We start from the raw sequence: 25,917 nt of genomic DNA, 5'->3' as shown, positions 1-25,917 counted from the left end.
TTACTATCCCCCGATGACTTCAAATCGTACGCCCGCGCCGAGACGCACGGATCCCAGACGCCTCGCGCAGATCGCGATCGCGGCCGGCAACTGGCGCGACGCGGCCGATGCGCTCGGGGCCGCGGCGCGGGACCATCCCGAGGACCGCGCGCTGCACTACAATCTGGCCTTGGTATGCCGGCTGGCGGGCCGGGCCGGTGAGGGCGCGGCGGCGGCGAAACGGGCCATTGCGCTGCGGCCCGACGATACGAAGGCGCTTTTCGAACTTGCCGCCTGCACGCTGGAGACCGGTGAATGGGCAACCTCCGCCGATGCATCCCGCCTTTATCTGTCGCGACATCCCGGCGACGCGGACGTTGCCACGAATCTTGCCGCCGCCTGTCTTCGGCTCGGGCTGGCCGAGGAAGCCGCCGCGGTGCTTGAGGGCGTCGATGGCGCGCGCGCCGGTCTGTTGCGCGCCGAGGCCTTGCGCGATGCCGGTGCGATGGAGGCGTTCGAGGCTGCGATGGCGGCGCTCGACGGGCCGACGCTTCGCCCGCAACTGCTCAAGCTCAGGGCTCAAGGACCTCGGGGTCGTCTGCCGCTGGACCCGACCCGGCTCTGAACCGCTTGCGATAGAGGCCGGGCTGCGACTGCAACTCGTCCTGCAGCGCGGCGTGGCGCGCAACGTCCGCGTCCGACATCTCGCCGAAGTCGAGCTCCAGGGCTTCGCGGCGCACCGGTATCGCCTGCGCGACGGGCGTGCCCTTGGGCAGCGTGCCCGTGAACCCTGGGGCGGTCCACAACGCCGGGAAGTGGATCATGCCGCCCGGATAGGCATCGACCCAGCCGGCCAGCGTGCGGAAGGGCAGCTCCTCACGGTTGATCGGATGCTGGATCAGCAGCGACCAGCCTTCCGGGAGTGTGACCGTCCAGGCGTTGGTGAACTTGACGGCGAAGGCGTCGGGGTCGTGGAAGGGCGCGCCCACCGTCTGTTCCGGCACATGGACGCCGATGGGCGAACGGGTGAGCCGCGAAACGGGGCTGGCGGGCAGGCCGCTGTCCCAGGTGAACTGGCCGTCCACCACATGCAAATCCGCGACCAGTGGAAAAAGAATGCCGGCCTGCATGGCGTCGATGAAGGGCGGGCACTGCTTGAGCGTGCGGACCATCATCCCGCCGAGCACGCCGCTCGGCGCTTCGCGCGGCATGGCCTTCAGCCAGTCGGGTAGATTGGAGCGGGCGAGCACGGGCTTGGGCAGACGCGCCTCCCAGCCCGGCAGGCACCGCAGATCGATCTTCATGGACGCCTCGCTACCACAGGCATCAGCTGCGCGCCGGCGTCCGGACCGTGGCGCGAGATTCGCGCGCCCGCAGAGCGGCCCAGACGAGAGCGCTGGCCACGGTAACGACGATGAAGATCACGCCGATCGCGTTGATCATCGGCGACAGGCCGAAGCGCATACGGCTGCCGATTTCCGTCACCAGCGTCCAGGAGGAACCGATCGAGAAGAAGGTGGTCGGATAGTTCTCGATCGATTGCAGAAAGGCGATCACCGCCGCGGTCGCGATGGTGGGCGCGAGGAAAGGCAGCGTAATTCGCCGCAAGGTATAGAAGGGCGTGGCGCCGAGATCGGCGGCGGCGTCCTCCAGCGTGCGGTCCTGGCGCGACAGGCGGGCCATCAACAAAAGCATGCAGTAGGATGCGATGAAGCTGGCCTGCGCGATCATGGCCGTGAACAGCCCCGCTTCGACGCCGAAGACGTCGCGCCAGAAGACCATCGTGGTAATGCCGAGGACGATGCCGGGTGTCATCACCGGCGAGACCAGCGCGGTGTACAGGATGCCGCTGGCGCGCGATTGGAGACGCGACAGAAGCAAAGCGCCGCTCAGCCCGAGCGGGATCGCGATGGCGATGACGCCGCTCGCGATGAGCAGCGAATGCCAAAGCCCGCGCACGATTCGCGCGTCTTGCGGCACCGCCGCGAACCAGCGCAAGGTGAAGCCTCGCCACGGCGCGATCGAAGGGGAGGGGTAGTCGTTGAACGCGGCGACGACCATGATGATCAAGGGCGCGAACAGGACCGCGAAGAAGAAGAGAAGATAGACGTTCAGCACCGCGTCGGACCAGTCCCTGCGCGTGCGGCTCCCGCCGGCGACCGGTGTGGCGGGACGGAGTGTTTCGGCCGTCGTCATCGCGCTACGTCCCGGATGTTCACCCGGAAGGTGGCCATCACGGTCAGGACGAAGACGACGCAGGCGCCGAGCAGCATCAGCGAGTAAGCCGATCCCTGGTTCCAGTTGGCCGACTCGAAGAAGCGCCGATAGATGATCTGGGTGAACCAGTCCGGATGCATGCCGCGCCCGATCACGTCCGGCACGGCAATGGAGCCTGCCGAGAGCATGAAGACCATGATCGCGCCCATCGCGATGCCCGGCTTGGCGTGCGGTATCACCACGCGCGTATGAAGCTGCCAGGCCGAGGCACCCAGATCCCGCGCGGCCTCGACCTGGTTTTTGTCGAGCGTGTCGAGCGTGTTGTAGAGCGGGAAGACCATGAAGAGGAGGTAGGTGTAGATCATGACGGTGAACACGGCGCCGTTCGAGGCCACCCAACGCGGGCCTTCGCCGGGTGCGAAGAGACCGAGCGCTGAGAGGAGGGTGTTCAGAACGCCCTCGCGCTCCAGGATCATCACCCAGGCGAAGGTGCGGAGCAACTCGTTGATCGCGTAAGGGATCACCAGCAGCAAAAGAAGCAACGCGAGCTTGTTGGCGGTCTTCGCCGTGGCGGCTGCATAGGCGACGGGGTAGCAGATCAGGAAAGCCAGCACCGTCACGAGCGACGCATAGCCGAGCGTGGAGAAGAAGACCTCGGCATGGATCGGGCTGATGGTGGAGAAGTTCTGGAGCGAATAGCGCGACGCGTTCGCCTTTTCGATCCGCAGCCGCTCCTCTTCCTGCTTCAAAGTGGCGATGTCGTTCGCGATTTCCCTTTTCCGGGCACTAAGCGAAGCGATTTCGGCGGCGATGTCCTTTGGCCCGAGTTCCGAGGTTGTCCCCGGCGCTGACGGCGTTGGGGTGATGCTCGGCGTCAGGGTGGGCGCCAATGCCGATGGACCGGAGATCGAGGGGGCCGGAAAGCCGGAATCCGCCGCAGCCTCCTCCGTTGCGGCGTTCGCTGCCTCGCGCTCCAGCATTTTGACGTCGAGTTCGATGGTCGCCACGTCTCGCGTGAGGCGGTTGATGCGCGTGCCCATGACGGTCAGATCGTCGGCCCGGTCCTGAAACACGAAAGCGCGCTCGACCATCGTGGCGAGCGGCAAGGCGATCATGCCGGCGATCCAGACCGCCACGAGGCCGACGACGAGCGTGGTCAACGGCCAACCTAGGGAGCGGGTGAGCGAGCGCATCAGCGGGTCTTTCTCGGCGCTTGCATCAGTCGTCCACCTGCGCGGCGCTCAAGGCCTCGGCGTCGTCGGCCATCACCAAAGCGTCCTCGCACGCAAAGCCGATACGGGCGGATCCGTTCGTGTCGACCACGCGCCCGTCATTGGCCAGATGCAGCACGATCGAACGCTCGCCGCGTCCGCGCGCCACGATGTTGAGATAGGGTCCTTCCAACTCGCGTCGCTCGATCCGCGCCTCGATCAGGTTGCCGGGGGCGGGGCCGCCATTGACGAGACCGGTCCGCTCCGGGCGCACTAACAGCATGGCCGCATCCCCAGTCTTGAGCCCCGATACGTTGCGTCCGAGGAAGCGCCCTTCGATGCCTTCGACATAGGCCATATTGTCCCGCACCTCGGCCACGCGACCGCGAAAGACGTTCTGCTCGCCGACAAAAGACGCGACGAAGGGCGTGGCCGGCCGGTCGTAGATGTCGCTGGCGGCGCCGACCTGTTCGATCCGCCCGGCGTTCATCACCGCCAGACGGTCGGACATGGATAGCGCCTCCCCCTGATCGTGGGTGATATAGATGAATGTGACGCCGGTGCGCTTCTGGATGGCACGCAATTCGGCCCGCATGTGCTGGCGCAGCTTCAGGTCGAGCGCCGACAAGGGCTCGTCCAGACAGAGCACCGAGGGCTCGACGGCCAGCGCACGAGCCACGGCGACGCGCTGGCGTTGACCGCCGGAAAGTTGCGCCGGACGCTTGTCGGCCTGGCCTTCAAGCGCGACCAGCGCAAGGAGTTCTTCGGCGCGGGTCCGCTGCTCACGCTTTCCGATGCCCCGCGCGGCCAGCCCGAAGGCGATATTTTCCCATACGGACATCAGAGGGAAGAGGGCGAGATTCTGGAAGATCATCGCCGTGGGGCGTCGGTTGGCCGCGAGGTGGTCGACCGGCCGTCCGCCGATCTCGACGGCGCCGGACGTCGCCGCCTGGAAGCCCGAGACAATGCGCAGCAAAGTCGTCTTCCCGCAACCCGACGGCCCGAGGATCGAGAAGAACTCGCCCGCCTCGATGGTCAGATCCGTGGATTGGACGGCGGTGAAACCGTCGAACACCATCGCCACGTCTTTAAGGCGGACGCTTTGTCCGCGGGCGGACTTGAGATCGCTCACTGAACTCTCACGAGCATGGTTCCATTCGTAGCGGTGCCGGACGGCGAAGCCTGACACAGGGATATGACGTTCTGATCACGGGCTACTGATTCCTATCCGGCGCGGTGCAAGCGCAGCAGCGAGCCGGCCCGCGTTGCCATCAGGACCGTGATCGGCGGGGCGCCCGCGCGACGCATCGGTCAGGGCGAAGGTGCGAGCTCGCAGGAGCGCCATCAGCGCACCGGCGTGGGGCTCCGCACGCAGCTCCGCTACGGAGATCGGCGCACCCACATGCATCGCGATCCGCCTGCCACGATGGCGCAGGGTCTCGCGGTAGAGCAGCGCCGTACGGACCGTCGCGGAGATGTGGCTGGCGATCTGGAACAGTCTGCTGTTCTGGCCCGGGAAGAAGTCCGGTACGACGGTTGCGCCCGAACGCGCGATCAACCGCGCGGTCAGCGGTCCCCAGGGCAGATCCTCGGCCCGGGTGGCGAGCGGCGTCGGCGTTGTCATCACCGCGCCGGCGGGAAAGACGATGACGGCGCCGCCGGCTTTCAGGTGCGCCAGCGCGGCGCCGCGGCTGGCCACGTTCGTCCGCTCGGCCTCACGGGTGCCGGTGAAATCGATGGGGAAGAGGTGCTCGCGCGTTTCCGGGATGCGAACGAGCGCATTGTGCGCCAGGATCCTGGCGTCTGAGCGCACGCAGCCGGCCGCCCAGGCGAGCGCGATGCCGTCGAGCGCACCATAGGGATGATTGGCCACGAAGACGACCGGCCCCTCGCGCGGAATGGCGCTCAACCCCAGTCCGCCGATCTCGACGCTGACCTTCAGGTGCCGAAGCGCGTCGTCCCAAAAATTGCGGCCGGATGGGCCACGGCGGTAGAACGCGTAAATACGCGCCAGCCGGTGTTGACCGCTGACATATTCCACACCGTGCGCCAGGGCCCGCTTGAAAGGCCCTCGCACGCTGCTGGCATAGGAGAATTCGGATGTCATGGCGCGTTGCAAGCCTCGCGGGCGGGAAGGGCCCACGAGGCTTCCGATCCTGGCTCAGACCGCATTGGTAATGCGGTCGACATATTCCTGCCGCACGGGCGCGAAGTAGGGTGTGTCGGCCTGCCACCACCAAAGGTTGGCCAGATTGTCCGCGTTGTAGACCTCGGCGAACTGGCGGGCATAAACCTCGCCGGCGTTGGCCGCCGCCCCCTCGACGCAGGAGTTGTAGCCGGTGTTCATGCTCATCAGACCGGCCATCTCGGGCTCGAGCATGGCGTTGAGGAAGGCGTAGGCCTGGTCTAGGTTCTCGGCGCCCGACGGGATCGCCATGGAATCCATCCAGGTGATGCCGCCTTCCTTGGGCATGCGGTATTTCAGGTTGGCATTGTCGCGGTTGAGGAGAAGGCCGGTCGAATCCCAAGTCTGGCCGACGACGCAGCCGGCCTGCTGGAACGCGTTGAGCGCTTCGGTTGCATTGTTCCAGAAGGCGCCGAAATTCTGCTTGTTGGCGATGACGTATTCCGCGACCGCGTCGAGCACCCGCCGCATGTCCTCTTCGGACTTGTACATGTCGAGCATCCGGTTCGACTGAACCTCGCCGATGGCGTCGAGATAGAGCCCGGTGCCGACCATCACCGACTTCTGGCGGAAAGCGGCACGGTCCTTCGCACGCTCGTCCCAAAGTTGACCGTAGGAGACATCGGCGTCAGTGACGTCGGTGAAGACGGAAGCGTCGAACGTGACCGCCTCGGTGCCCCAGTTGAAGGGGATCGCCACGCGCTCGCCACGCTGCACGGCGCCGAGCTGGATCGAATCGCGATACATGGAGGGGATGAGGTTTCCGGTCTCGATGCGGCTCTCGTCGAGCGGCTGCAGGATGAACTGGTCGCCGTCCTGGTAGTTGGCGACGTTGGTCACGCTCGGGAAGATGACGTCGAAGCCCTTGCCGCCGGCGGCCTTCAGCTTCTGTTCGGCTTCGTCGTTGGAGCCGTAGGTCGACACGTTCATCGTGATACCGGTGTCGGCCTGGAACTTCTCGATCATGTTGGGCTGGATGTAATCGCCCCAGACGAAGACGTTCACGCTGCCGGACGACTGGCCGAAGGCGGGAGAGCGCATGACGGCGGGCGCGGCGAGCACCGCCGAAGCGGCGAGGGTGCTCTTGAGCACGGAGCGACGGGTGATCATCGAACGGCAATCCTTACCATGGTTGAAGCTGGCGCCGTGATAGTCCCCACCCATGAAGGACCCGCGACGGAACGATGACAGTTGGACGACAGCCGGCGGCGCCTTGGTCCGCGATGATCGCCAGCTTGAACGGATAGGCGTGCCGTGGGCGCCGTTCCACCGCTGATAGTCTGGGATCAGACGGCGGGGGCCCGAGATGCCGGAGGCCAGCAACAGATGGATTGTTGCCTCCTCTAGGATGACTGCCACAGAGTCCCGTCGCGCTATGATATCCAGATCGGGTTCGACCAGGCCCGTTTGCCCGCGCGGTCCGTCACCGTCACACGAATCCAGGGCGACGCTCGGAAGCGATCGAGCGGCACCACCCCGCGCGTCATCGTATTGCCGTGCAAAGCCAAGGACGCTGACCCATGCCCCTGAACAATGATGGCTGCCGCCGCCGAACAGGCGACCTCGACCCCGTCGGCGCCAACAGTGATGTCGCGGATTTCGGGCCCCTGGCTGGAATAGAAGCTCCCGTCCTTCAACGCGGTCAACAGCGCCTCGGGCGTGTTTGCCGCGGCCTTGACCATGACCCAGCCGCCGAAATGGTCGGGTTCCGAGAAATGCGCGTCATCGGTCGCGATGAGGTTCAGCTTGCGCCCCTCGGACAGTAACAAGTCCAGCATGTGAAATCCGTCCGGCCGGTCGCACCCCACGGCGCAGCCGTGGTTATAGACCTCGACCGCATGGGCGGCCGCGATGCTGCGGGCGTCTTCCATCGTCAGACCTGACCATTGGGGATGTGCGATGGCCACAAAAGCCCCCGCGGTGCGGGCACGCGCAGCCAGATCCGTAGCACTTTCCATCCCCTCGACCGGATGGAAATGCGGCGCGTCGGGTGGGGTGAAATCCGCGGGCAACCCCACGGCCACCAGATGCCACAACTCGCCGTTCAGCATCGCACCCGAATGAATCTCAGCCCCGAGGATGGTGGTGAATTCTTGGTCGCGGAACCCGGTCGTGTCGGTGATCGGATAGCCATAAGTCCCGACGAAATGATCGGTCAGTGCCAGGAAATCATACCCCTCAGCCTTGTAACGGCGGCAGACCTCTATCGGGTCGAGCACCCCATCGGATTTGTTCGAATGGGTATGCAGGTTGCCGCGGTAAAATTTGCCGGGGGCCGAAAAGAAGCTGCTCATTGGGGGTCTCCAGAGTGTGAGGACCATTTCGCAGAGCAAGATGACAGTCAGGTGATGGTTGTTGGCTTATGGCGTCCTACATCTTCTACGGTTGCGCTCGTCGAGGATCACGGCGATAGGCCGATGATCTGGTTCCATGGCGCAAGTAGCGCCTGCTCCCCTATGCGACGAGCGACGGCTTGGTTCAGCAACTGTCTGTCGACCTTGGTGTATCCGATGATCGAGCAGGCAGGATGCTGCATGGTGACGGCGTGCTGGCGCCCCGACGGCCGCGAGTTATTTCGACCGCGTCTGGAAGGAAATGTAGGCGGATGTTGCCCGCGAGATGATCGACAATCAGTGGGCGAACAACCACGGCGGCGACAAGAAGACGATCTTCGCCGCAGCGATGGCGACGGCCTTCTCGGAAGATGCCTGCGAAAGCGCGGGAACTGACCCCGCCCACCGGCTTCCCGCCGGCAATGACTTTGTTATTGAAAGACGCCGGCTCGGCTTCCGCCGAGACGTCAAGGTGCCATCGACACTGCCAGTAGTGAGGCGGACGCGGCATCGCCGTTGGTTGCCCATGGCCGAAACGGCCGGTAACGCGGAGGGCGTAGCGACTGAAAACAAAGGGATGGTCCTGCGGCCATGTGTAAATGAATACAGCGGCTTGAGACGCTGACTTCCGGAACATGATCAAGGGGACGTCTGGGGCACTTCCTTCTTTTGCCATTCATATCGGACATGCGATCGCCGTGCGTTGCGGGCTCGTCGCTGGATGGGAGATCCGCGCGATCTGCATCCGGCCTTGCGATCGACGCAGGGTTACGTCATTCCGCAAGCCAAGCCAGAAGACGAGACCGACATGGCATCGAAGACCACGCTGAACGCAAAGAACCTTGAAGCCCTCGGTGCCGAGCGGCTCGCGAGCCTGTTGATCGAGATCAGCACCGGCAGCGCGAGCGCCAAGCGGCGGCTTCGCCTGGAACTGGCCGGGGCGCAAGGAGCAGGCGAGGTCGCGCGACAAGTGCGCAATCGCTTGATGACAATCGCGCGCTCGCGGTCCCTCGTCGGTTGGCAACAGCGAAAGGCCCTGGTCGGCGACCTGGAAATACAGCGACGCGCCATCGTCGACGAGGTCGGCAAATCCGATCCCGCCGAGGCCCTTGACCTGATGTGGCGGTTTCTGGCGTTGGCGACCCCGGTATTCGGCCGGTGCGACGACAGCAGCGGGACGGTGATCGGGATATTCCACGGGGCGTGCGACGATCTCGGCAACCTCGCCAAAGCCGCTGGCGCCGATTCCACACGGTTGGCCGACCAGGCTTTCGAGGCGCTCCTCGAAAACGACTACGGGCAATATGACGAATTGATCGCGGTGCTGGCGCCAAGTCTTGGACAGACAGGTCTCGATCATCTGAAGGCGCGCCTCGTTGCGTTCTCCCAGACGCCGCCCGATCGGCCGGGGAATGATTTGGAACGGCAGGTGATCGGATGGGGGAGTGGTGGCCCGGTCTATGCCGACGAGATCGAAGCGCGCCGGCATGACAGCACCGTTCGCCTTGCCCTGGAAGCGATCGCGGACGCGCAGGGCGACGTCGACGCGTTTATCGCCCAGCAGAGCGAGGCGGCGCGGACTGTCCCGGCAGTCGCCGCCGAGATCGCGCAACGTCTTCTTGAGGCCGGGCGAGCGAACGAGGCATGGACGGCGATCAATCGGGTCGACGATCGGCGATCGGACCGGCTGGGCTGGATTCCGTATGAATGGGAAGAAACCCGCCTTGCCGTGATGGAGGCGCTTGGCCGGGCCGACGAGGCGCAAGCGTTTCGATGGGCATGCTTCGAGCGCAGGCTCAGCGTCAGGCATCTGCGTGCTTATCTCAAGCAACTGCCCGACTTCGATGACGTCGAGGCCGAGGACCGGGCTCTGGCGCATGCGCTCGCCCATCCCGACGGCCACGAGGCCCTGGTGTTCTTTCTCAACTGGCCGGCGCTCGACACGGCCGCGGCGCTGGTGTTGCAGCCCGGGCGCGAGTGGAACGGGGACCACTACGAGCTTTTGACCCCGGCGGCGGATGCGCTGGCCGGAAAATATCCGCTGGCGGCAACAAGGCTGCTGCGAGCGATGATCAACTTTGCTCTCGAACGGGCAAGGGTGAAGCGATATCGGCATGCGGCGCGGCATCTAACCGAATGCGCGGGCCTTGCGGCGGGGATCGAGTCATTCGGCGAACTCGAAACTCACGAGGCCTATGTCGCGCGACTGAAGTCAGAGCATGGCCGCAAGACGTCGTTCTGGACAAAGATGCCCTGACTGCCGCTTCGCAGCTGACTGCGGTCCGTGGATCCTCTGTCTTCCCGGACGCGCAGGATCGGCAGGAATGGGGATTGTCAACATCGGCGCGATGGTCCGGCCCGCCACCGGCAAACCTGCCAGCGTCCGACGACACGCGGGTGGTCTCGCAGTCGCCGAACAACAGGCTTGCGGGGCTATCGAGATCGTCGAAATCTGCCTTGGCTCATCGCGGTCGGTATCCATCGGGCCGTTGCAGGCCGATCAGCCGATCCTCAATAGGAATCGGCAGATCTCTCTTCTGCCACGCCGCAAAATCATCCCCGCCGGACAAGGCGCCGACAATCAGCATCTTGGTCGAGGCGCGCTGGCTGTGCGGTATTCTGACCCGCAACTCGCCGCGGATCCGCCGCGAAACCACGGCCATCCCGACCCTTTCTCTTGCTCCCTAATGTTGGGCGAGATCGCGGATCCTTGATTTTCGACCCTATTCGAGAGCCGGCGCTTTTCCGGTTGGGGAAAGCGAACCGCCCGCGTTTCGTCCGCGCGATCGTCGAACATTTCGATACCGCCGGACCGCGGCGATAATGTAAGAGCGAACAGAAGGAGCCATCCGTTATCATTGCCCCGGCTGCGCCCGGTTAGGATCTCGGCCGCGCATGGATCTTCCTCAAAGCATTCGCGTCATCCAAATACGGCTTTGCCGCTCTAAAGGCTTTACGTCCGATTTCGACAACCCTTTCTGATGGCTGATTTCGGGCGTCGCTTGCCGCTTTACGCCATATCTCGTTTACCGTCTGCTTGATGTCCTCGAAAATCCGGTGTGCCTCGTCGTCCGTCCACTCATAGCTATCGAATACGCGCATCGATCGTCCACCTCACGCTCAAGCCGGCAGCTGAAGGTGCTATAGCGGGCCACTCGCGCTTGAGTTCCGCAAAATTGCTTTGGCTGGCTAGCGACTGCGCCATTGGATAGGCCGGGCAGTGAAAGGCCTTCCGCGATCAAACACCAACGGGTGGCCACACGTAGAGGGGCTTCTCGCTGTGCTATCCGCACTGACGAGTGCCATGACGACATGGACCTCGTCGGGCACGCTGGCAAATCCGGCGAGATATCGGTGCCCCAAAAGCCGGCCAGCCCCAGCAAATGCGCGCCGCCCGCCCGTTGGTCGCTCACCGCGCGAGGCCCTGAGCTCTCCTACGGACATTTGCTCGCTGATCTTCGCGCCATCGCTCTTTGCCGGGAACCGGGGTAAGGCCCTGTCAATGAAAAAATCGCAACCAGTCACATCACGCGTCGCCGGGAATAAGTCTCTGAAATTACAGGCAATTTCTTAAGCCGATATTAGGCGCGCTGGGCGACTGTGAGTTCGATGCAATTTACGGAGATGAACCATGGTTCCGCTTGTAAAGAACGCCTCGCTCTTGTCCGCCACCCTGCTCGGCGTTTTGATGGCGTTCACCTCTCATACCACCCACGCCGGCGAGCTCGCTGATCCAACGGGCAAGGCGATCCTGTGGATATCGGGCAAGATCGATACGACTAATAAAGGAGATACCGCCGTCTTTGATCGTGCGATGCTGGAAACGCTCGGCACCGTCTCCTTCAAAACCATGACGCCTTGGTACACCCAGCCGGTCACCTTCGAGGGCGTCCCGCTGGCAAAGCTGATGGAACTGGTCGGTGCCGAGGGTACAAATGTCAAAGCGGTTGCGTTGAACGACTACAGCACCGACATCCCGCTGGAGGACTTCGAAAAGTATGGCGCCATTCTCGCCTTGAAGCGGGACGGCGAATATATGTCGGTGCGGGACAAGGGACCGCTGTTCATCGTTTATCCCTACGATAGTGACAAGGAACTCCAGAGCCAGACCTATTATGGCCGATCGGCCTGGCAACTCGCCAAGCTCATTGTCGAATAAATCATCATATTCGAAGGTCGGAATATGAGGCTGCGTCTCATCCAAGCGCTGCTGGCGGTGACGGTCGGCTGCTTCGTCCTGGCGACCGCCTACATCTCGTACCTGATTGCCGAACGACAGCGGGCGCTCCAAGAGGTTTCTCGCTATAACGTCGTCTGGTCGGTCAATCAGGCGCTCGTCGAGTTTACGCGTCTGCAACAGCGCGTTGCGGAGTCCGCGATCCTTGGCAGCGGCATCGACGCGGACGAGGTCAGACTCCGCGCCGACATCCTCCTCGGCCGCCTGGATATTCTCAATAATGGCGAGGCTGAAGGGTTCATTCGACGCGACCCTGAGAACGTCCGTGTTCTGGGCCGGCTCGAAGAAACGCTGAGTGCGGCGGAGCCGATTCTGGGTCGGTTGGGCGAGCCCGGCACGGTCCTCGCGCTCAATCGGCTGTTGACACCCCTCCATGCGGAACTGGCCTCGCTTGCTTCCGATGCCCGGCAGACCGGCGACAGGCGCATTGCAGAGGATCAGGGCGAGCTTCGGCGCCTCCACCGCTTGTTCACCGGCCTTGCTGCCGGTCTGATCCTCTGTGGCATCGCCCTGATCCTCTTGCTCTTATGGAGCAACCGCCTGCTGGCACGCTCCGACACCAAGCTCCGGCAGGACCAACTGAAGATCGTCCACATGGCGCGTCATGATCCGCTGACCGGTCTCGCCAACCGCCTTCGGTTCAATGACGAGCTGGAAGCCTGTTTGAACCACGCCAATTGTGGTGCGTCGTCGTTGACGATCATGTTCCTCGATCTCGACTGTTTCAAGGACATCAACGATACGCACGGTCACCTCTTCGGCGACGAGGTGCTGAAGGCGGTGGCCGATCGGCTGCGAAGGAACATTGGCGATGACAATCTCGTCGCTCGGCTCGGTGGCGACGAGTTCGCGATCCTTTTGCCGCCCTCGCGCGAGACCCGCGACTGCGCCGGTCTCGCCTCGCGCCTGATCGCCGCCATCAGTGCGCCCTTCGCTATTGACGGCGTCGAGTTCACCATCGCGGTAAGCATCGGCATCGCCGAATTAAGAGACCGTTCCGCCGAGCCGGGACAACTTCTCAAACAGGCCGATCTCGCTCTTTACCAAGCCAAGGGCGATGGCCGGGGAATCTTTCGCTTCTTCGAGCCGAAGATGGAAGAAGACCTGCACACCCGCAAGTCGCTTGAAGCGGAACTGCGTAATGCGCTCGGCAATGGCGAGTTGGAGGTTTTCTACCAGCCGGTCATTGAGGTCGCCCGCGACGCTATCTGTGGCTTCGAGGCCCTGATGCGCTGGCGTCATCCGGAACGCGGCATGATTCCACCTGCCGAGTTCATTCCCCTTGCGGAGGATGTCGGATTGATCGTTCAGCTCGGCGAATGGGTGTTGCGGCAGGCCTGCGCCGAAGCGGCCTCCTGGCCTTCCGAGATCAGGATCGCCGTTAATCTGTCGCCGGTGCAGTTCCGCGATCGGGCCCTGGTGCAAACAGTGGTCAGCGCCCTTGCCGCCTCGGGCTTGGCCCCCAGCCGGCTTGAACTGGAAATCACCGAGACCGTGCTGCTCGATCGTAGTGACCGGAATGTCGCCATCCTGCACCAGCTCCGTGGACTTGGCGTCCGGATCGCGATGGATGATTTCGGCACCGGCTATTCCTCGCTGAGTTATCTGCACAGTTTCCCCTTCGACAAGATCAAGATCGATCAGTCGTTCGTGCGCGGCTTATCGACCTCCGCTGACAGCTTGGCCATCGTCCGTTTGGTGGCCGGACTCGGCTCCAGCCTCGGCATGACCACGACCGCCGAGGGCGTCGAGACGGAAGACGAGTATTTGGCACTCAAGGCCGTAGGATGCATTGAGGTTCAAGGCTACTATTTCGGCCGACCGAAGCCCGCCTCGCAAATCGAGTTGGATCGTCCGAGATCGCAGGCTGGCAGCCGATCTGCCGCTTGATTTCGCAGCTTCGAAGCCGAACTGATCGATCAGATCGAAGACGTGACAAACGCATCAACTGATGCCCACGGGAGCGAAAGCTGACTCTTCCGGGATTCCCAAAATCGCGGAAAGTCTGAATCCATCATGGCAAACGGTGGTTCCTCATGGAAGCACAGGTTCCCCTTCGCACGGATTATGACGGCCCAACGCTGAGAAGGTCGCGAAGGCAACGAAGGAGGCGGCTCAGGCTCGGCGCCGCCATCCGCATCGTCATGCGTCGACAAGACATGTCCATGCATTTTTGATCGACGACCACCATGGGATCTGGCCGATACGGTCACGCAGGGCAGGGACCCAGGGCGCAAGGATGGAGATCATCGATGGCGGAGAAGGCTAGTCTTCTGACCGTTCAGGGTGCCGGCAAGCGGCGGATCCCGGACGGAAAACGGTCGAAATCCGGCAGGCAGGCGGCCTTCCCAGTGCCCGTGGACATGGGGGACGCCCCCGATGACGAACGGCCTGGTGTCAGTAGGGATGGAAGGAAGCACATCGGCGAGCCTCCGGTAACCGAGCAGCACCGTCCGAGGTATCAGCGGGTAGTGTCTCAGTTTGAAATCTGAAATTTGAGCCGCCCCTTATCGCGCCGGCCGCCCGTCTCCTATATGCTTACCGTAAAGCATTCAGTTAGGAGGTCGCGATGGGACAGGAAAAAGAACGTCGGCTTGTCGAGGAAGAGAGGCGCATTGCTGCCGCAGAGCGGCAGGGCCGCGTTTGCGGTTATTGCGGGGCTCCGATTCCCTTTGACCAGAAAGGGTGCGCCTCATGTGCCGGCGCACTGAAGGATGACTAATGCCGACCGGACCTAAAGGCGAAAAGCGCCCCGCCGACGTGATTGGCAACGCTGTTCGCGTGATGCAGATCGCGACTGGCGAGGAAAATGAAAACTATGACACTACCGACGACGGCAAGGATAAGGCCGCGCAGGAAATGGGCCGCAAGGGCGGCGCAGCTCGGGCGAAAAATATGACGCCGGAGCGGCGGGTGGAGATTGCGCGGAAGGCGGCGGCAAAACGGTGGAGCAAGTAGGGCTTGATCTTTGTCCCATTTTCCCGCATCATATGATGAGCGAAAATGGGACAAACGAATCATGGCCGAAGAAATCCTGATAGTTGCTGAAGAGGCTCGTAAGACAGAACTGGATGCCTTGCATCTTGATTTTGATAAGCTGGCTGAGGTCGTCAGATACGCCGATAGCGAGCGGGCGCTTTGCACGGGCAACGATCCAAAAGGCTTCAAACTGGTAACGGTCAACGCAAAGGCAGCTCGTGGCTTACGGGAGCAATTCTGCGGCGAAGATTGGGTTTACGATGAAACCGACAACCAACCTGGGATTATGAACCCCGCTCTTTCACTTCGTGTGATCCCGTGCAATTTCGATGAGAACGCGGGCAATCTGTTGAAGACGCCGACTAATCGCACCAGCAAGGGGGCTGCATCCGGCACGAAAGTTAGGTGCAATGGAACCGGATGGCTGCCCGGATTGGTGGCGCCCGCTTTCCAGGATGATCGCGAGGTCACAACGCTTGTTCTCGGAATCTATTCAGAGGACGGCGAGCCCTTGCGTGCGGAACTGTCGTTTCCGATAGGGTTTGAGAAGAGCCAGTACACATCGTTCAGCAAACGAATCGTTTTGCTGACAGGTGCGGAAGACTGGTCAGAACGAACCGGCGAAAGTAACCGTGGCGAGCCAACGGAAACTGTCGATATTCCAATCACTCGTAAAACCACGTAATCGCTATGTTAAATCCAGAGAGATTGGAGTTGGTCCGGCTTCGGCATGGACTGACAAAAATTGGATTCGCAAACGAACTCGGGGTAGATAGAAAAACCCTTCAACGCTTTGAGAAAGGCGATTACGATTTGCCGACTGCCAGCGTCGACAAATTGCTCGCATTTTCAGGCTATCCTGAAGAATTTTTTGAAGACAAGACATCGCTGGAATATCCAAACCCAAACGGTGTGAGCTTTAGATCGCTTCGGTCACTAACAGCATCTTCGCGTAATTCGGCAATGGCAGCGGGAGCGCTGGCATTTGTGTTGGATGATTTCATCACGAGCGAATACTCTGTGCCCCGCAGCAATCTGACAACGGAAGTCAAAAGTGTTTCGCCTGCGAAGGCTGCCCTAAGTCTACGCGCTGATTGGGGAATTGGGCTGCGCCCAATAGGGAACTTTCTGAACCTCTTGGAGCAACACGGGATTCGGGTTTTTTCGCTGACCGAGGGAACTCGTCATCTGGACGCATACTCACTTTGGCGAAACGATAAGCCATATATATTTCTCAACACGTTGAAGACGGCAGAACGCAGTAGGTTTGATGCAGCTCACGAGTTGGGGCACCTATTGCTGCATCGTCACACGGGGTCGTCACACGCAAGTGCAGAGTCAGAAGCCGACACGTTTGCATCCGCGTTTCTCATGCCAAAAGAGGATCTACTCGCAGAAATCCCGAGGGTCAGGTCTCTTCATGACATCATACATAAGAAGCGGCGTTGGGGGGTCTCCGCCGCAGCGCTGGCTTATACGCTTCACAAAATGGGGAGAATTACGGATTGGCATTACCGTAGCTATTGCATCTCACTAGCAAAAAACGGGCGAGACAAAGAACCAAATCCAATGGAGCGGGAGTCTTCGCAGATTTGGGAGAAAGTGCTGACTGACTTGTGGAAGCGCGGCATCCCCTTAGCTCGATTGGCAAGCAAGTTGCATATTCCAGAGCGCGAACTGAACAGCTTGTTATTCGGAATTGCGACTAAGGAAAGCGCGCCAGAATCAGCAAGAGTCAACCCGCCACTTCGCGCGGTGAAATGAACAATATGCTTGACACTAAGCATATAAGTTCACATATTAGGGGCATGAACAAGTTGCCCCTCAAAACCCGAGTCCAAATCCTCAACATGCTGTGCGAGGGATCGTCCATGCGTTCGATCTCTCGCGTCTGCGACGTGTCCATCAACACAGTGTCTAAGCTGCTTGTGGACGCGGGCAAATTCGCCGCGACCTTCCATGACGAAAAGGTCCGGGGTGTCACCGCCTCACGTATTCAGTGCGACGAGATTTGGTCCTTCACCTATGCCAAGGCGAAGAACGTCCGCACGGCGAAGTCGGCCCCGGAAGAGGCTGGCGACACTTGGACGTGGACGGCGCTGGACGCGGATAGCAAGCTGATCGTGTCCTATCTCGTCGGCGGTCGCGACAGCGAATATGCAATGGCGTTCATGGACGATCTTCGCGACCGTCTCGCCAATCGCGTCCAGCTCACCACGGACGGCCATCGGGCGTACCTTGAGGCGGTTGAAGGGGCATTCGGAGCCGACGTTGATTACGCGATGCTGGTGAAGCTGTACGGCAAGGCGCCGGAAGGCCCTCAACGCCGCTACAGCCCTGCCGAGTGCATCGGAGCGCGCAAGGACCGGATCGAAGGCGATCCCGACATTGCCCACGTCAGCACGTCCTATGTGGAACGCCAGAACCTCACCATGCGGATGCAAATGCGCCGGTTCACGCGGCTGACGAACGCCTTCTCGAAAAAGTTCGAGAACCACATGCACATGGTCTCGCTCTACACCGTCTGGTATAATTTCATCTGCATTCACAAGACGCTGAAAATGTCGCCAGCGATGGCCGCTGGAATTTCCGATACCCTGTGGTCGATGACGGATTTTGCCGAAGCGATGGACGCGGTTGCTCCGAAGCCGGAACGGCGCGGGTCTTATAAGAAGAAGGACTAAAAGCGAAAACCCCGCCGATTGGCGGGGTTTTGCAAATCAGAAACCTGGATCGTTTTCTCTTGTCATATTGACCTCCATCGGTCTGATGATCACCGTAGGTTCACGCCTACACATATGCAAACACGTAAATCATTGCCATTGAAAAAAAATTAATGACACCTGAATACGCAATTCTCATCGGTGCCGCTCTTGCGACGACAGGCTGGCTTTATGCGGCGCGGCGTGCGCGCACGCTAGCGAAAAAGCAACATACAATTAATGTGATTCTGCAGACTAATTTCAATGCACGTTTCCTTGACGCGCGCGCGAAAATCGCGCCGCACCTGAAAGCGGGCACATGCCCACCCGACATTATGAATGGGGCAGATGAGGATCTCCGTGCCAATTTCCGCGATATTTTGAACCATTACGAATTTGTTTCCGCCGGTCTCCGCAACGGGGATTTCGACGAAAAACTCGTAAAGGACAGCGAGCGTGGGACGTATATTTCCCTTTATACCTGTTGCGAAGCTTACATATGGCACCTCCGCGATGGGAGGAAACGGATGACGATTTACGAGCATCTAGAGTGGGTTCATCGGCGCTGGCACAAAAAGCCACCGAATAAGTTCACCCGAGCCATCGAGCGGGTTCGCGGTCGTCCGTTCTACGGGAAGCTAGATGCGGAACGTGACTGACCCATTACCGCATCCAATTTCAAACTGAGACACTACCTATCAGCGCGATTCCTTGACAGGATGTCAGTGAAAGGCGACAGTCGAAGACTGGTTTGGTGACCGGACCAGACAATCAGTCGTGTGATCGATTATGTCTCTGACGGACTTCCTTCTCGAAAATGCTCCCGAGCTGCGCGAGGCGATTGTCCGCCAAAGCGTGAGAGACGTCGTCGCCGCCAAGATTGCAGCGTTGATCGCCTCTGGCATCCTCAAGGTCGGCGATGATCTTCCGAGCGAACGCGATCTCGCCGCGGCGTTGCAGGTAAGCCGGGAAACCGTTCGGAGCGGGATCCAGATTCTGGCGACAAAGGGATTGTTGGCGGTCGTCCATGGCTCCCGGACAAAGGTCATTTCCGACGATGTCGGGACCGATTTCGTCGGCCTTCGGGAAGCGAAGCTGATCAACAGCTACAATGTCGAGGACATTCACGCTTCGCGCTGGATCGTCGAGCGTCACGTCGTCGCCAGTGCTTCGGAGCGTGTCGACGATACAACCCTGTCGTTTTTGGATGAATCTCTGAAAGCGCAGCGCAAAGCGGCGGATGACCCGGTCAGGTTTCTGATCATCGATCGGGAGTTTCATCTGGCGATCTACCGCTGCTGTGGGAACCCGGTTCTGGCCGATTTCGTCGGCAATCTCTACGGTTACATGATGGAGCATCGCCGCAAGGCTGTCGCCGAAGAGGGCGCGATATTGCGGAGCTACGCCGACCATCAGGCGATCGTCGCCGCGCTCCACGCGCGGGATCGGGACGCAGTAGTGAGCGCCTTCGAGGTGCACCTCGATCGAATCTATCGCACGACGGCGAACAGTCTTGCCGGTCTTGTCGGCACGATACGTACTCGCGCCGGTTCTGCCGACGTGGAAAATTCGTCGCGGAGGAGATGACGAAAGCCGATGGCTCCCGGCAAAGGTGGAGTCGATAGGGAGGAACATCATGCTGAAGCGGAATTTTATTAAGGCGCTCGCGGCCTTTGGCTTGCTTGCCACGACCGGCCTGTCTTCGACGCTGCCGGCAGCGGCGCAATCGAAGGAGATCGTCTATTTGACGCCGGGACTCGACCTGCCGTTCTGGCGCTATCTATCGAAGGGAGTGGAGTCCGTCGCCAAGGAGAAAGGCTACGGGTTCCAGGCGCTGGACTCGCGCAACAATGCGCAGACCCAGCTCCAGAATGCTCAGGACGCGATCGCCCGCGACGTCGCCGGCATCGTGATCTCGCCGACCGATTCCTCGACCGCGCCGAGCGTTCTGCAACTGGCCGCATCCAAGAATATCCCCGTCGTGATCGCCGACATCGGCACGAACGAAGGCGAATACGTTTCCTTCATCATCTCGGATAATTACGAGGGCGCGAAGGGCGTCGGGGAAGCGCTCGCCGAGGCGATGAAGGAAAAGGGTTGGGAAGGCGATTCAGTCGGAATCGTCGCCATCTCGCAGGCCCGCAAGAATGGCCAGGCTCGCACGAAAGGGTTCAAGGATGGACTGAAGGAGGGGGGCGTCACAGGCGAGGAAGCCGGTCTCCAGCAGATGCAGTCCTACACCGCCGACGAGACCTTCCGATTTGTTCAGGACATGCAAACCGCCAATCCCGAGATGCGAGGGCTCTTCGTTCAAACGGATCAGCCGGCGATCGGCGCCTTACGTGCCATCAAGGCGGCCCGCCGGCAGGGCGAGGTGCTCGTCGCGGCTTTCGACGGCATTCCCGATTTCGTCGACCTGCTGAAGTCCGGCGATATCGTCGCATCGGGCATGCAGCAGCCTTACCTCATGGGCCAGAAGTCCGCGGAAGCGCTGTTTGAGCATCTGGATGGCGGCACGCCCGAGAAGGAGATCACCGTGCCGATCCTCGTCGTGACCTCGAAGAACATCGACGAGGTCTTGCCGACAGTGAAGGAAACCGTGTTCGCCAACGAGATGGAATGATCGCATAGCGCGTTTCATGGCCGATCGGGGGAGGGCGGAAAGATCGTCCTCCCTCGCTGGCCAGCTGTTCTCGGCGGGACCATGAATCGATGACTCTTCCAACCACCGCCAGCGTCCCCGCTACTGCGACGCTTCTCGAGGTCTCCGGTATCGAGAAGGCCTTCGGCCGCACCCGTGCGCTCGCGGGAGCTTCGTTCGAACTGCGCTATGGCGAGATCCACGCGCTGCTCGGCGCGAACGGGGCCGGCAAGTCGACGCTGTCGAAGGTGATTTCGGGCCATGTGCGTCCGGAAGCCGGGCGCGTTTCCTACAAGGGCCGGCAGCTGTCGCTCCGCTCGACCCGTGATGCCCTGACCGCCGGGATCGCGATCGTCATGCAGGAGACGACGCTCGCCGCGGACCTAACGGTCCTGGAGAACATCTTTCTGCCCGAACTAGGCACCGCCGGCTTCTTGTCCCATGCCGGCATGCGGAAACGGGCGGCTGCCATCCTGGACGATCTCGGCCAAGGCGGCTCGTTGCCGCTCGACACCGAAGTTCGCCGGCTTTCGACCGCGCAACGCCAGCTTGTCGAGATCGGCAAAGCCTTGGCGCTCGATGCGGAATTGATCATCTTCGACGAGCCGACCGCCTCCTTGAGCGCAGGGGAGGTCGAACGTCTTTTCGACGTCATGGCGCGGCTGAAGGAGAGCGGCCGCTCGCTGATCTTCGTTTCGCATCGGCTCGAGGAAGTTCTCGCCGTCACGGACCGCGTCACCGTGATGCGAGAGGGCGCGACGGTGGCTTCCGGCCGCGAGACCACGTCGCTCAGCCAGGCAGATATCATCCGCCTGATGGTCGGTCGCGAGCTTGGAGCCATTTACGCGGAGCGGATCCCCTCGCCGGACGCCGAGGCGGCATCGGTTGTCTTCGAGGTGAAGAATATTGCCGCGCCGCCGGTCGTGCGCGGCGTTTCCTTTGCCGTGCGAAAGGGTGAGATTCTCGGTCTCGGTGGCCTCGTCGGCGCCGGCCGCTCGGAGGCGGCAGAGGCGATTTTCGGCCTGAGGGCGCGTACAGGCGGCGAGATGTGGCTGGCGGGCAATAAGGTGAATTTCCGCCGCCCGGCGCAGGCGGTGCGCGCCGGAATAGGGTTTGTGCCGGAGGATCGCCGGGTTCAGAACATCGTGCCGGACCTATCGGTCCGTGAAAACCTGCTTCTGGCCCATCTCGGCGCACATCGCGGATTTGGGCTGGGCTATGCCAAGCGCCAGGACAAGATCGACGAGCTCCTGCGACTGCTCGACCTGCCGGCCCACCGCTTGCTTGATGCCAGCATGCTCAACTTCTCCGGAGGGATGCAGCAGAAGATCATCATCGCACGCTGGCTGCTTCTGGAACCGAAGGTGCTGATCCTCGACGAGCCGACGAAGGGCGTCGATATCGGCACACGCCAGGCCATCTACGCGTTGTTGCAGCGGATCGCGTCCGAGGGGGTTGGCGTTGTGGTCATATCCTCCGATTTCGAGGAACTCCTTGGGGTCTCGACGCGGATCGTCGTGATCAGCGACGGTTACTCCATCGCCGACGTGCCGAGCACCATGCTCGACGAGGAGAAGCTGACCCTTCTCGCCGCTCCACGCACCTCCATGCGGCGCAACACGGCGTTGCTGGACGAGATCGCGTCCGATCATGGCGGTGTCGGCTTCTGGGCCCTGATTGATGACGATAGCCTAATCTGCCTCAATTCCGTGGTCGCGAACGACGACGCATCGCCGGGCTTTTCATCGGGCGAGGCACTACGCCTCACACAGAGCGCCATTCCCAGGGGGCTCGAGATGCGAGGGCAAGGGTTCGTAACCGAGGCCGACGGTCGGCGTTCCACGCTCACAGTGCCGATCCGAAGCCATCGGGGGCACGATCTCGGTTGGGTCGGGCTCACGGTGGGTGGATCGGCCGATGGCCATTCGACCGAAGACATCAGACAACGGATCGGAAGTCTCAATGACTGAGCAGGTCAAAACTGCGGCGCTCCCGGATCGGGCGATGAGGGCGAAAACGGATCGTCGCGCCATTGGCGTGGGAGCGATCGCGTCCCGGATATTCAAGCGACTGGAGCTTCGCATGCTCGGGCTTGCCCTCCTGATTGCCGGCGGCTTGTCGCTCGCGTCGCCCTACTTTCTCACCCAGACAAATATTTTCAATATTCTCGACCAATCGGTCGTGATTGGCCTGGTATCGATCGGCATGACATTCGTGATCCTGACGGGCGGCATAGACCTTTCCGTCGGATCGGTCGCTGGCTTGACGGGCATTGTGCTGGGTCTGGCACTCAAGGACTATCCGATCCCGGTCGCGATGCTCATGGCCGTGGCTTCGGGGGCTGGCATTGGCCTCATATCCGGTCTGCTTATCGCCTATTTCGGCCTCGCCGCCTTCGTCGTCACTCTCGGCATCATGGCGATTGGCCGGAGCCTTGCGTATATCCTGTCCGGCCAGACGGCGATCTCCGGCATTCCTTCCGATCTCTCTTCGATCGTCTACACGTCGATCCTGGGAGTGCCGGCCAACGTGGTTTTTCTGGCCGCGATGTATCTTCTTGCCTGGCTGTATCTGACCTACACGAAGGGCGGGCGCACGATCTACGCGATCGGCTCGAACCGCGAAGCCGCTAGAGCGGCCGGCCTCAGCGTCCTGTTCTATTCCGTGCTTCCCTACGTGATCTCGGGCGCCTTCGCGGCCGTGGCGATCACGTTCTCGATCGCCCAGCTGCTGTCGGCCGACCCGCTCGCCGGCAATCTCATGGAACTCGACGCCATCGCGGCGGTCGTCATCGGTGGTGCTAGCCTCTACGGCGGCCGTGGCTCGATCATCGGCACGCTGATCGGCGTGGTCATCATGGTAATGATCCGCAATGGCCTCAACCTGCTCGGCGTCTCGCCGTTCTGGCAGGGATCGGCCATCGGCTCGATCATCATTCTCGCGCTACTGGCCGAGCGTCTGGTGAGCAGTCGTGCGGACCGTTGATGCGGACAAAGAAAGGGAAGGGGAGAAACAATGACGCAACCCAGCCGCAGCGTGCGCCTCTTCGGCACCGAGGAGATCGTTGCCGAGCCTCGTATCCTGAAGGCGGGCGAACTATCGGCGGAGCTCGACGCCGGCAATCTGCGTCATATCCGCTTTGCCGGAATCGAGATCATCCGAGCCATCTCCTTCATCGTGCGCGACCGCAACTGGGGGACCTATAACGCCACGATCGAGAATCTCGCGGTCGAGGTGTCGGGCGATCGCTTCGAAGTGACATACGCGGCGAGCGTGGGCGATGCGGACCAGACCTTCCGCTACCGGGCACGCATCGTCGGCACGCCGCGCTCGCTGACGTTCTCAGGGGAAGGCGAGGCCGCGTCCGACTTCCTGACCAACCGGACCGGCTTCGTCGTCCTGCATCCGCTCGACGGTGTCGCCGGCCGGCCGGTGACCATCGAACATGTCGACGGCACGATCGAAGAGGGCCGCTTTCCCGAGATCATCGACCCATTGCAGTCGATGATGGATTTGCGGACGCTGACCCACGAGCCGGTGTCCGGCCTTAAAGTCACCTGCCGCATGGAAGGTGACACCTTTGAGATGGAGGACCAGCGCAACTGGACGGACGCTTCCTACAAGACCTATGTGCGCCCGCTCGCCCGGCCCTGGCCCTACAGATTGGCGCCGGGCGATCGCCTGGAACAGTCGGTGACGCTGACCGTCGAGGGTGACGTCGGGAGTGCCGCCGCCAGCGGCGACAAGAACGTGTCGATCGTCTTCGGGGAAGGCGGCGCGACGCTGCCGAAGGTCGGAGTGGGCCTCCAGCGTGCGGAGATCGCCGCCACGCGTGAGGCACTGGACAAGCTGACGGGGCTTTCACCCAACTACCTCGTCTACCATCACGACCCGCGAACCGGTGACGCGGCGGACCTGAAGGCGGCTGCTGACATCGCTAAGGCGCTGGGGGCGGAGCCCTGGCTGGAAACAGTGATCGCCGAAATTGACGACTTTGCCGACGAAGTCGCCGCGCTCGGCCGGGCGGTGGCGGCGATCGGCTCGCCTTTCCAGGTCGTGCGGCTCTCGCCGGCCGCCGATCTGAAGGGCACGTTGCCTGGCAGTCCGTGGCCGCCGGCACCGCCTGCCGACGCGTTGTTCAAGGCTGCTCGCAAGGCGTTTCCGAATGCCCGGATCGGCGGCGGCATGTTCTCCTTCTTCACCGAACTCAATCGCAAGCGTCCGCCGCTGACGGATATCGATCTCGTCGGCTTCACGACGTCGGCCATCGTCCATGCGGGCGACGATCGGACCCTGATGGAAAGCCTCGAGGCGCTGCCGTTCGTTGTCGCGAGCGCGCGCGCGATCGCTGGCGACAGACCGGTGAGCGTTGGGCCAAGCGCCATCGGTATGCGCATGAATCCCTATGGCGCAGCGCCCATGGAGAACCCCCGGAACATCCGCCGGGCGATGAACGAGGCCGACCCGCGCCAGCGCGGCCTGTTGGGGGCAGCCTTCATCGTCGGCTATTTCGCCCGGTTTGCGAGGGGCGGCGCAAGCGCCGTTGCGTTCGGTGGCACGACCGGCCCCCATGGCGTCGTTGCGGCGAAGCAGCCTTGGCCACAACCGTTTTTCGAAGAATCCGGCGGCGTGTTTCCCGCGTTTCACGTTCAGCGTGCGCTGGCGGACATGTCCGCCTGGCCCATGCGAGCGGTCACCTCATCCGAACCGACGGCTGTCGAAGCCGTCGCCGCCATCGTCGACGGTCGGACAAACATGCTCCTGGCGAACCTGACCGCACAGGAACAGATCGTCGCACTGCCGACGGATATGGCTGAAGTGGCGCTTCTGGATGCCGATCGGTTTGTGGAGGCGGCCGGATCACCGGGATGTCTGGCGGAATTGAGACCGGCCTCGGGCCGGGAACTGAGGCTTGGCGCCTTCGCTGTCGCGCGGGTCGTGACGGCCTGACGCATGCCGCATTCGCCCCCGGCGGGCGGACCCGTGGCAATGCCGCACTCGGATTGGCTCAATTGAATGCTGCCCAAACCAAGCGTTCGTACTCATGTTCGATCGTGTGGCCAGGGACCGGATCGTGCAACTGCGCTCGGAAAAGCACGGTTCATAAACCGGAAAAGCACGGTTCATAAAAAAGCAGGGTGCAGATTTCAAACTGACCCACTAAAGCCCCGTGCCGAGGTCGTGTCCCGTAGCGTAGTGTAGCTGACGGCTTATCGCCGAGGCCGGCCGGTGCAGGTGGATATTCAAACTTGAGCCTCCACTCCGGCCTGCTGCATCTCGCCAATCTCTGCTCAGGCTCGAACGCGACCTTCGTCAGACCGCACTCAGAGGTGGCTCGGGAAAATTGGACAGCGTGCTGAGTGGATTGTCTGCCTGAAGGCGGCCAGGATGGCCGAGATCAGGAGAGACGATGAGCAAGAGACCCAGGCGGAA

At 61.9% G+C, this 25,917-nt stretch carries 23 protein-coding genes; 16 read left to right on the top strand and 7 right to left on the bottom strand.

Annotation, left to right across the window (positions count from 1 at the left end; genetic code table 11):
* Nucleotides 1-13: 13 nt before the first annotated feature.
* Nucleotides 14-604 carry a tetratricopeptide repeat protein gene (locus tag VSX60_RS14520; RefSeq protein WP_327624946.1) on the top strand — a complete coding sequence of 197 codons (591 nt, stop codon included), beginning with the start codon at nucleotides 14-16 and terminating at the stop codon, nucleotides 602-604.
* On the opposite strand, the gene VSX60_RS14515 is transcribed toward VSX60_RS14520, so the two are convergent.
* From VSX60_RS14515 to VSX60_RS14485, 7 genes are all read right to left on the bottom strand, one after another.
* Complete coding sequence (locus tag VSX60_RS14515) at nucleotides 552-1,283, bottom strand: hypothetical protein (protein ID WP_327624945.1); 732 nt, start codon at nucleotides 1,281-1,283, stop codon at nucleotides 552-554. The two genes, VSX60_RS14520 and VSX60_RS14515, sit on opposite strands and share 53 nt — an antisense overlap.
* 22 nt (nucleotides 1,284-1,305) lie before the next feature.
* Complete coding sequence (locus tag VSX60_RS14510; protein ID WP_327624944.1) at nucleotides 1,306-2,175, bottom strand: ABC transporter permease; 870 nt, start codon at nucleotides 2,173-2,175, stop codon at nucleotides 1,306-1,308.
* Nucleotides 2,172-3,389, bottom strand: a complete 1,218-nt coding sequence (locus VSX60_RS14505; protein WP_327624943.1) for an ABC transporter permease — start codon at nucleotides 3,387-3,389, stop codon at nucleotides 2,172-2,174. The genes VSX60_RS14510 and VSX60_RS14505 overlap by 4 nt, the downstream gene beginning before the upstream one ends.
* 25 nt (nucleotides 3,390-3,414) lie before the next feature.
* Nucleotides 3,415-4,539 carry an ABC transporter ATP-binding protein gene (locus VSX60_RS14500; protein WP_327624942.1) on the bottom strand — a complete coding sequence of 375 codons (1,125 nt, stop codon included), beginning with the start codon at nucleotides 4,537-4,539 and terminating at the stop codon, nucleotides 3,415-3,417.
* Between the two features lie 75 nt (nucleotides 4,540-4,614).
* Nucleotides 4,615-5,514, bottom strand: coding sequence for a lysophospholipid acyltransferase family protein (locus tag VSX60_RS14495; RefSeq protein WP_327624940.1), 900 nt, complete (start codon nucleotides 5,512-5,514; stop codon nucleotides 4,615-4,617).
* A 54-nt stretch (nucleotides 5,515-5,568) separates the two neighbouring features.
* Complete coding sequence (locus VSX60_RS14490; protein WP_327624939.1) at nucleotides 5,569-6,702, bottom strand: extracellular solute-binding protein; 1,134 nt, start codon at nucleotides 6,700-6,702, stop codon at nucleotides 5,569-5,571.
* Between the two features lie 263 nt (nucleotides 6,703-6,965).
* Nucleotides 6,966-7,913: a PHP domain-containing protein gene (locus VSX60_RS14485; protein ID WP_327624938.1), complete on the bottom strand. Its 948-nt coding sequence runs from the start codon at nucleotides 7,911-7,913 to the stop codon at nucleotides 6,966-6,968.
* Between the two features lie 298 nt (nucleotides 7,914-8,211).
* Here VSX60_RS14485 and VSX60_RS14480 point away from each other — a divergent pair, with 298 nt between their 5' ends.
* The 15 genes from VSX60_RS14480 (at nucleotide 8,212) to VSX60_RS14410 (ending at nucleotide 25,434) form a co-directional block, all read left to right on the top strand.
* On the top strand, nucleotides 8,212-8,550 hold the full coding sequence (locus VSX60_RS14480) for a hypothetical protein (RefSeq protein ID WP_327624937.1): 339 nt from the start codon (nucleotides 8,212-8,214) through the stop codon (nucleotides 8,548-8,550).
* Between the two features lie 183 nt (nucleotides 8,551-8,733).
* The gene (locus VSX60_RS14475; protein WP_327624935.1) at nucleotides 8,734-10,182 is read left to right on the top strand and encodes a DUF6880 family protein; all 1,449 of its coding nucleotides are present in this window, start codon (nucleotides 8,734-8,736) and stop codon (nucleotides 10,180-10,182) included.
* A gap of 67 nt (nucleotides 10,183-10,249) precedes the next feature.
* The gene (locus VSX60_RS14470) at nucleotides 10,250-10,639 is read left to right on the top strand and encodes a hypothetical protein (protein WP_327624933.1); all 390 of its coding nucleotides are present in this window, start codon (nucleotides 10,250-10,252) and stop codon (nucleotides 10,637-10,639) included.
* 974 nt (nucleotides 10,640-11,613) lie between these two features.
* A complete protein-coding gene (locus VSX60_RS14465; RefSeq protein WP_327624980.1) occupies nucleotides 11,614-12,084 on the top strand; it encodes a molybdopterin-dependent oxidoreductase in 471 nt (156 codons plus the stop codon).
* A 24-nt stretch (nucleotides 12,085-12,108) separates the two neighbouring features.
* The gene (locus tag VSX60_RS14460; protein WP_327624931.1) at nucleotides 12,109-14,052 is read left to right on the top strand and encodes a putative bifunctional diguanylate cyclase/phosphodiesterase; all 1,944 of its coding nucleotides are present in this window, start codon (nucleotides 12,109-12,111) and stop codon (nucleotides 14,050-14,052) included.
* Between the two features lie 831 nt (nucleotides 14,053-14,883).
* A complete protein-coding gene (locus tag VSX60_RS14455; RefSeq protein WP_327624930.1) occupies nucleotides 14,884-15,120 on the top strand; it encodes an RNA-binding protein in 237 nt (78 codons plus the stop codon).
* 61 nt (nucleotides 15,121-15,181) lie between these two features.
* Nucleotides 15,182-15,826 carry a hypothetical protein gene (locus VSX60_RS14450; protein ID WP_327624928.1) on the top strand — a complete coding sequence of 215 codons (645 nt, stop codon included), beginning with the start codon at nucleotides 15,182-15,184 and terminating at the stop codon, nucleotides 15,824-15,826.
* A gap of 5 nt (nucleotides 15,827-15,831) precedes the next feature.
* Entirely contained in the window at nucleotides 15,832-16,905 is a 1,074-nt protein-coding gene (locus VSX60_RS14445; protein ID WP_327624927.1) for an XRE family transcriptional regulator, read from the top strand.
* A 44-nt stretch (nucleotides 16,906-16,949) separates the two neighbouring features.
* The gene (locus VSX60_RS14440; RefSeq protein ID WP_327624926.1) at nucleotides 16,950-17,825 is read left to right on the top strand and encodes an IS1 family transposase; all 876 of its coding nucleotides are present in this window, start codon (nucleotides 16,950-16,952) and stop codon (nucleotides 17,823-17,825) included.
* Nucleotides 17,826-17,977: 152 nt separating this feature from the next.
* Complete coding sequence (locus tag VSX60_RS14435) at nucleotides 17,978-18,502, top strand: DUF4760 domain-containing protein (RefSeq protein ID WP_327624925.1); 525 nt, start codon at nucleotides 17,978-17,980, stop codon at nucleotides 18,500-18,502.
* 130 nt (nucleotides 18,503-18,632) lie between these two features.
* Nucleotides 18,633-19,430 (top strand): FadR/GntR family transcriptional regulator, encoded by a 798-nt coding sequence (locus VSX60_RS14430; protein WP_327624924.1) that lies wholly within the window; start codon nucleotides 18,633-18,635, stop codon nucleotides 19,428-19,430.
* Between the two features lie 49 nt (nucleotides 19,431-19,479).
* A complete protein-coding gene (locus tag VSX60_RS14425) occupies nucleotides 19,480-20,466 on the top strand; it encodes a substrate-binding domain-containing protein (protein ID WP_327624923.1) in 987 nt (328 codons plus the stop codon).
* 89 nt (nucleotides 20,467-20,555) lie between these two features.
* Nucleotides 20,556-22,454 (top strand): sugar ABC transporter ATP-binding protein, encoded by a 1,899-nt coding sequence (locus tag VSX60_RS14420; RefSeq protein WP_327624922.1) that lies wholly within the window; start codon nucleotides 20,556-20,558, stop codon nucleotides 22,452-22,454.
* Between the two features lie 112 nt (nucleotides 22,455-22,566).
* Complete coding sequence (locus VSX60_RS14415) at nucleotides 22,567-23,469, top strand: ABC transporter permease (RefSeq protein WP_327624920.1); 903 nt, start codon at nucleotides 22,567-22,569, stop codon at nucleotides 23,467-23,469.
* A 30-nt stretch (nucleotides 23,470-23,499) separates the two neighbouring features.
* A complete protein-coding gene (locus tag VSX60_RS14410; RefSeq protein WP_327624919.1) occupies nucleotides 23,500-25,434 on the top strand; it encodes a hypothetical protein in 1,935 nt (644 codons plus the stop codon).
* Nucleotides 25,435-25,917 lie beyond the last annotated feature (483 nt).

It is taken from the genome of Aurantimonas sp. A3-2-R12, from assembly GCF_036016755.1.
Taxonomy (GTDB): domain Bacteria; phylum Pseudomonadota; class Alphaproteobacteria; order Rhizobiales; family Rhizobiaceae; genus Aurantimonas; species Aurantimonas coralicida_A.
This window is presented reverse-complemented; position numbering and strand designations above follow the sequence as displayed.